This window comes from Brenneria sp. g21c3 (assembly GCF_040240345.1).
GTDB lineage: Bacteria > Pseudomonadota > Gammaproteobacteria > Enterobacterales > Enterobacteriaceae > Brenneria.
Genome location: NZ_JBEIAB010000031.1, coordinates 20,485 through 28,059, shown reverse-complemented (window position 1 = coordinate 28,059; position 7,575 = coordinate 20,485). Strand labels below are relative to the sequence as shown.

At 57.4% G+C, this 7,575-nt stretch carries 6 protein-coding genes; all 6 read right to left on the bottom strand.

Translation table 11 applies throughout. From position 1 onward, the window contains the following. The coding region (locus ABRZ28_RS23525; protein WP_330521742.1) for a contractile injection system protein, VgrG/Pvc8 family at positions 1-406 on the bottom strand (406 nt) is incomplete at its 3' end. A gap of 2 nt (positions 407-408) precedes the next feature. After that, the gene (tssH, locus tag ABRZ28_RS23520) at positions 409-3,072 is read right to left on the bottom strand and encodes a type VI secretion system ATPase TssH (RefSeq protein WP_330521741.1); all 2,664 of its coding nucleotides are present in this window, start codon (positions 3,070-3,072) and stop codon (positions 409-411) included. Between the two features lie 249 nt (positions 3,073-3,321). Next, positions 3,322-3,813, bottom strand: coding sequence for an Hcp family type VI secretion system effector (locus ABRZ28_RS23515; RefSeq protein WP_048638242.1), 492 nt, complete (start codon positions 3,811-3,813; stop codon positions 3,322-3,324). A gap of 54 nt (positions 3,814-3,867) precedes the next feature. Then, positions 3,868-5,526: an OmpA family protein gene (locus ABRZ28_RS23510; RefSeq protein WP_330521744.1), complete on the bottom strand. Its 1,659-nt coding sequence runs from the start codon at positions 5,524-5,526 to the stop codon at positions 3,868-3,870. Positions 5,527-5,543: 17 nt separating this feature from the next. Beyond that, positions 5,544-6,209, bottom strand: coding sequence for a type VI secretion system protein TssL, short form (gene tssL / locus ABRZ28_RS23505; RefSeq protein ID WP_330521739.1), 666 nt, complete (start codon positions 6,207-6,209; stop codon positions 5,544-5,546). After that, positions 6,206-7,555: a type VI secretion system baseplate subunit TssK gene (gene tssK / locus ABRZ28_RS23500; RefSeq protein ID WP_330521738.1), complete on the bottom strand. Its 1,350-nt coding sequence runs from the start codon at positions 7,553-7,555 to the stop codon at positions 6,206-6,208. Before tssK ends, tssL begins: the two co-directional genes overlap by 4 nt. Positions 7,556-7,575: the final 20 nt, after the last annotated feature.

The window sequence follows — 7,575 nt, the reverse complement described above, 5'->3', positions numbered from 1 at the left end:
CCGACTGATGCTGGTATATCGCCGGCCGACCGGCATTGCCCAGCAGCGCCAGATGCGGCTCCAGCGTCAGCCGGTAACGCACCTCGTCCGCCGAGGCCGACAGCCGCTGAAACTGCGTCACCACCCCGTGAACCGCACGCGGCGGCGTGGCGTCAGGCAGCGTGATGCCGCCCAACTGCCTGCCCGGCGGATTGAAGGTAAAGGAGGCGTCCTGCAACAGCATCTCGCCGGGGGCGATGTCGCGGCCGCTGGTAAAGGTTATCTGGTAGCAGTAGGTCTGGCTCAGCCCCTCGCTGGCGGTAAAGGACTCCACGTCCAGCGAGCTGTCCGCCTCCCCCCTGATGGCCAGGGAATAGCGGTTCTGCGAGCCGGTAAGACGGGTGGCGAGTTCGGATACGGACAGCATGTTCATACCTCTTCAGTTGTATCAAACGCGAGGGTTATCCCTTCTGCTTCATCAAAGCCCAGCGCCACACAAGACGGTTTTTGCTGATGGGCCAGATGCGATAGCAACGCCTGCGACAACACCGGCAGGATCTGCTGATTGAGCAGACTGTCGATATTGCGCGCTCCGCTATCGGGCAACAGACAAGCATCCACCAGCGTGTCGTACAGGCTTTCATCAATCCGGCAATCAAGGTCGTAGTGACGACGCAAGCGTCGCGCCACCTGTTCCAGCTTGATAGCGACAATGCGCCGCATCGCCGGTGCGTCAAGCGGTCGGAAAATCACTGTCTGGAAGCGGGCTAATAACGCAGGCTGGAAGTGGTCGCGTAATATCGGACGCAACAGCTCCTGCTGCTGAGCATCCGAAGCGTCCGGCTGCTGGGCGTGCAACGCCATTAGCGCGTCGCTGCCAAGGTTGGAAGTCATGATGATGACGGTATTGCGAAAGTCGATTTCCCGCCCTTCGCCGTCGCGCATCATGCCGCGATCAAATACCTGATAGAAAAGATTCAACACGTCGCGATGGGCCTTTTCGACTTCATCCAGCAATACCACGCTGTAAGGACGTTTACGCACCGCCTCCGTCAGAATGCCGCCCTGCCCATAGCCGACATATCCCGGCGGGGATCCTTTCAGTTGCGAAACCGTATGCGCCTCCTGATATTCAGAGAGATTAATGGTTATCAGCGACTGTTCGCCGCCGAATAAACTGTCCGCCAGCGCCAATGCGGTCTCTGTTTTACCGACGCCGCTCGGCCCAACCAACAGGAATACCCCCAGCGGGCCGTTCTCCGACGTCAGACCGGTCTTCGCGGCGCGCAGCCGCTGGGCGATAGCGTTCAGCGCCGGATCCTGACCGATGACGCGCTCGCCCAACTGCCGCTCCAGCGCCAGCAAATTGGTCTGCTCATCTTTCAACAGGCTGCCGAGCGGCACCCCTGTCCAGTCGGCGATCACGGTCGCCACGCTGCGCACATCCACATCCAGCGACAGCAGCGGCGCGCCGTCCTGAAGGTCGTCCAGTTCCGCCAATAAATCCGCCAGCGATTCGCCTTCCTGCGGATGTTGACGTGCGGCCAGAATACGATCGGCGATCGATTTTTCCGCCAGAAAACGCTGTTCCAGCGCCTGAAGCTCGGCATTCAGCGCCGTGCGGCGTTCAGCGATAGCCGTAAGACGCGTGCTGTCCGTATGCGGCAACACGCTAACATCCTGTTCGATGGCCTGCTGCTCCATATCAAGCGCGGTTAATTCAGCCTGAAGTTGGGTTAACGTTTCAGGACGCGTATCCAACCCCATGCGTACCCGGGCGCTGGCGGTATCCAGCAGATCCACCGCTTTATCCGGCAACTGGCGTCCGGTAAGGTAACGGCGCGACAGCGCGACCGCGGCCTGCACCGCATCATCCTGAATATGCACGCCGTGATGCTGCGCATAACGCGATTTCAGGCCGCGCAACATCAGGCTGGCGCGCTGGTCATCCGGCTCATCGACCTTAACCATCTGAAAACGACGCTCAAGCGCCGCATCGCGTTCGAAGTACTGCTTATATTCAGACCAGGTGGTGGCGGCGATGGTGCGGAGTTCGCCGCGCGCCAGCGCCGGTTTCAACAGGTTGGCGGCATCAGCGCCGCCGGCCTGATTGCCCGCGCCGATAATGGTATGCGCTTCATCAATAAACAGCAGTACCGGTTCCTCGGCCTGCTGTACGCCCTCAATAACATTTTTCAGGCGTTGTTCAAATTCGCCTTTCACGCCGGCGCCGGCCTGCAACATGCCGAGATCGAGCGTGCGTAAATGCACGGTTTTCAGGCTGGCCGGCACATTGCCCTCGGCAATGCGCAGCGCCAGACCTTCCACCAACGCGGTTTTACCGACGCCCGGTTCACCCACCAAAATTGGATTGTTTTTGCGGCGGCGTGACAGGATGTCAATCATCTGGCGAATTTCATTATCGCGGCCGAATACCGGATCGATTTTCCCGGCGCGCGCATTCGCAGTCACATCGATAGTAAATTTTTCAAGCGCCGCCCGACCCGCCGTCTGGGGTTCGTTTACGGATGCCGGGGCGTTCCCGCTTGCGGATTGACGTATGACGTCAGATTGGCGACTGGCGGTCAGCGCCGCCTCGTCAGCCTGCCTTTGTAATTCGGGACGTTCATCAGACTGTTCATCCAGCAGCGGGCGCAACCGCTCCAGTTGTACGGCGGTCAGGCTAAGTAAAGGCCAGGCCTGACTGGCGCTCAGCCAGCCTGGCTGATTAAGCAGGGCTTGCAACAGATGAACCGAACGGATAGTGCTGTCATTCTCTTCCAGAGACGCGATAAGCCACGCCGCCTGTAGCAGCCCAAGCAAGGGCGCGGAGAGGCTTGGACGACGGGCAACGCTGTGGGGCAAACTGTCCAGGTGGCCCAGCAGCGCCTGCCACAGTTGATCCAAATCCCATTCGTAACGCCGCGCGATAACGGTAATGTCGCCTTCGCCGTTTTCCAGCAATTTCAGCAGCCAATGTTCCACCGTGATTTCGCGATGCGCCCGGGTTTGGCACAGTGCCGCCGCTGCATCCAGAGCCACGGCACAATAAGGGTTGAGTCGACGCAGTAAAGAAGTAGAAGCCATATCCATAAAAGTCCCGTCTCGTGGCAAAGCCATCAGCCCAAGGGCGGTGGTCGCCTTAAACCATAGCTACCGCACGGCCTGTGACAGTCCGTTTAGCCATGCTCTGTGTTGTATTGACCCGTACAGGGGTAAAGCGTAAAAAAGTCCGGCGGTAAAACCGCCGAACAAGTCGTCAGAGGCGCGGGAACCATACGCTCCCGCGCCCCTCCGTTCGTTACGCCGGTTAGCGCCAGACGTAATGAACAGACTTACTCATCAGGCCTGAGCGCGTTCATTCCAGGAATCGGAATGAATGATGTTGCCGTCTTTGTAGGTCCAGATGATTTTTTCGTAGCGCAATTCCACCACTTCCAGGTGGTTATGCTTTTCTTTGGCGGGATCTTTGATGTCGTACATCAGCGGAGCGACTTTCACTACCTTGACGTTCTCAAGCGTGGTGTTGAAGTACTCTTTTTCCTGACCGGCATCGTCGATTTTGTACCATTTGAACTCAGCGGACTTCAGCGTTTGCCCCGAGGTTACGGCTTTGTAGAGATAAGGGGTTGAAGAATCCACTTCTTTGGTAAAGACTAACGGAGCGTGTACGCGGGTACCGGTAAGCTTACCCGTGTTGTTATCCGTAGGGATGTGCAGGGAATGGTCCAACGCGACGACTTCGATGCTGCCTTCACGGTTTTGTACATTGACAGAACCCTTGATGTCCGCACCGCCGTCGTCCTTTAACCAAAGATAGGCTGGAATAGCCATAATAATGCTCCTTTATTTGCTATGAAATGTCGCCATAGGCGGCGACGCGATTGATTAGTCCGGATCCCTGGCAATCGGCTGGCAGGCCTCTGCATCAGGTACCAGACTGATTTCAACCCTGCGGTTCTTAGCCCGACCCGCATCGGTTGAGTTCGTAGCGACTGGTTGTGTTGCACCATATCCCCGCACCGCAAAACAGGTGGCGGAAATGTCGCTGGTTTTTATCATCCAGTCACGGACCGCTTCTGCTCTGGCCAGTGACAGCTTCATATTGGCGTTCGCATCGCCGGTGGAGTCCGTGTGACCCGTGACCAGCACGATCCAGCCTGGCTTTCCTTTGATGGCGAACAGCGTGTCGACCAAGACTTTAGTCGACCCGGGTTTCAGTTCCGATTTTCCCACTTCAAACAGCGACATGCTGTCGAGCCGGATTGGCTCCGCGGGCGGCTCCTCTTTCGGTTGCGGCGGCGGCTGATAGCCACGAATCGCAGCCATCAGCGGCGGATATAACCGCTCGCCGGGATACAGCCAAAACCCCAAACGCCCCGGCACGCCGTTGCGTTGATAATCTTCCAACAACGATGCGTCTTGCTTTAACTGCTTCAGCGCTTCGGCTTTGGGCTCGTAATTGTTCATATCAATAGCGAGGTAGCGTTCCAGATCGCTGGTCACCTCATGCAGCAATTGCCGGTTATTCCAGGAGGAACAAAACATCGCCGCCACCAGAAAGATCGCCGCCATCGACATGGCATAACTCAGAGCCCGTACCTTTGGCGGATAGCCGCGCCTCTCCGGCAACAGACTAAGCAGCGGATCGGGAAAGCGGTTTGCTTCGCCGTCGCGACTTTCACCGATAGTGACCGGAACCAACGTGGTTTTGCCGACAATCCAACGCTGCCACAAATTGTTTGCAGCCGGCGGACGGGCGACAAACGCCAAACCGGCGGCCAGCGGCCGCAACGGCGCACAAGGCTGATCGGCGCTTTTGCATTCCGGAAGAACATATTTCTTCATCCAGCGGATCCACGCCTCGAACCGCACCGCCTGACGCAGCTTGCGGTCCTGCTCGGCGTGCGTGCCGCTGCGCAACCAGTCGCCTAGTTCGTGGGAAGACTGGACTCCGCTCCAAATCCGTGTTTCACGGCTTCCGGCATTGCAGTTGAACCACGGCGCATGATGCCCGTTCAGATAACCGATCAGCATAACTTCAGGCCGCTGTCCGCAAATTTGTTTAAGCCGCGAGATTTGAAAACGGAACTCACGAATTTGCCCCCCCATAACCGGCAGATCGTTTTGCTGCTCGGGAAACAGCACCAACATGGCGCTCAATTGGCTCGCCCACTCCGGACGAACCGAAACCAGCAGCTCCGCCATCGGTCCTATTTCAGCTAACGCCGGCACGCGGACATAACAGCCCTGCGAAGTATCACGCAGCGGCGCGCCGTCAAAAAGCCACTCGATCCCTTCACCGGCGGTAAGCACAACCGGTAGCCGGTAGTTTTCGCCCGGCAACGCCGCCAGCAACGCATCCATGTTGTGATGCTCACGCAGCGCGCGAACCGCGTACCCGGTACGAAACCAGGCTACGCCCGCTATCAGCGCAATAACGAGCGCGCTGATAACCTTAAAAGCCGTTCCGGCGGGAAACCAGAACAAACAGAGGATAAGGGCCAGCACACAGCCCATGCCCCACAAAGCCCGCTTTAATGCCATACTCAACGGACGACTCCTTAGCTCTGATTAGCCGACAACCATGCGCTAAGTAATTGTTGTAACTGATAGTGCAGTCCAAACCACACGCCGATAACCGCCAGAACGGCAAGCCCGCTCCAGAACCAAAGGGATCGGAGATAACGCAATCCGCGTCCTTCGCGCCGGATGTCGACCAGCAGCGGATCCGGCCCTTCCTGTACCGTAAACGGGCCGACTTTCTGCGCCAGCGCGTCGAGTAACGCCTGACGTTCCTGCTGAGGATGATTGCGATAGCGACCTTCAAAGCCCATCATCAATACGCGGTGCAGACAGGTAAGAATCAGCGGGTCAACGCCTGGTTGTTGCAGACTCTGGCGAACACGCTCATAGAGCACTTCGCCGGCCTGAAGCGTATTAAAAAAACGTGCCTGAAGCGGCGTGCGCATCCAGGTGTCATAGCCGTCATCGGACTTCGGCCGATTGAGCACGGTTTCATCCAACAATGCGCATTGCGCATAGCTCACCGTATCTACCGTCTCTGCGCTATACCCCGCGTCGACCATGCGCTGACGCGCTTTTTCCACCAGTTCGATGCCTTTCTGGTAGAGGGCATCGCCCTGTTCAGCCACCGCGCCATTACGCAACGCGACCACCATCAGCCAGGTATCGCGCAGTAATTCATCTATCGAAATGTCTTTTTTCATGATCGCAATACCGCAAAAAGTTCAAGCTGAATATCAGTGAGAATACCCGGCACATAAAAAGCGCAGACGCCGGCTTCCAGCATGGCCTTAGCCGCCGGATGAGTCAGGTCGAACGCGAAATACTGATTTTCCAGCCGCAGCGGAATGGCCGCCGGCACATGGCTAAGGGGGATCAGTGGAATACCGTTCATAGCGACATTGATGATGTTATTGACATCATCCGGCGCGCCGACTTTGCACAGCATGGGGAAGCGGGTTTGCAACTCGTGCGCCGGCAGCGACGAACGCACCGACAGATAGAAATCGGCATCTTCCTTGAGGCGGCTATCATTAAGACGCGCCAGCCACTGATTTTCGCGCACGGTTTCAAACTCAATGGCTATCACCCGCGACGGCAGACTGGCTTCCAGCAAATTGCCGATCAAACTGAATAACGGCGGAAATGCCTCGGTGAGTTTGCCGTGCTGGTAACGGGGTATCGCCTCCACGTCGTACTCCAGCGAAAAGGTCATCAAGGCTCCGGCCAAACGCACCAGTTCGCGATAGACCAGTTCGGGATGCAACGCGGGAGACTCAAGAAAATCGGCCAGCACCGGCTCGTAAGTGTTCAAGGCGTTAAGCAGCCAGAATAACGAGACATCGGCAACCGCGAAATCGGCCATGCGTTGGTTGCTCTCCCGACGCATCCCCATCAAACGGGCGCGCTTGGCGCGTAATTGCGTCAACCGCAAACTCAGTTGATCGCACAGGGTTTCGCTGGCGCTGAACGCCAGGAGCGGCGGAATAAACTGTTTATCCAGCGTCCAGCCGCCCTGCCCGTCACGCTGCATTCGCGCGATGGGGCAAACCATCAATTCATCGTTGTTGTCGGTACTAAAGCGCAACGACAGCGCGTAGCGCTCAACGGCGATAGACTCGGTTTCACTACCGAATACATCCTGCACGCTCGCCCATTCCTGTTGATAACGCAGCGGACGTTCCATCGCCTCCTCGTTCAGGCGGCAGTTGCCGCCATTCGCATGCTCCAGAGGCAAACCGAGCAAGACATCGACCGTATTGACATCCGTAGGAATAGCGCGCTGCAAATCACAGGCGGCGGGCAAATTATCCGCGCGGGAAGTATCAATCAGCGTACCGTCCGGCATGCGAACCGTGAGCTGTTGGGCCTTTAGTCGGTTAAGACGCAAGGCGTCTTCGTCAAACTGCGCCGCCAATACGCCCCAGGGATTAACCAACCCCAAACGGGCAATACATTCATTGGTGAGCGCTTCCCATCGAGACTGTTGCTGAAATTGCTGCGGCGCCAAAAACGCCCCTTCAACCCAAAGCGGCCGAAAGACTTTCATGATGACCTCGAATAAAAATG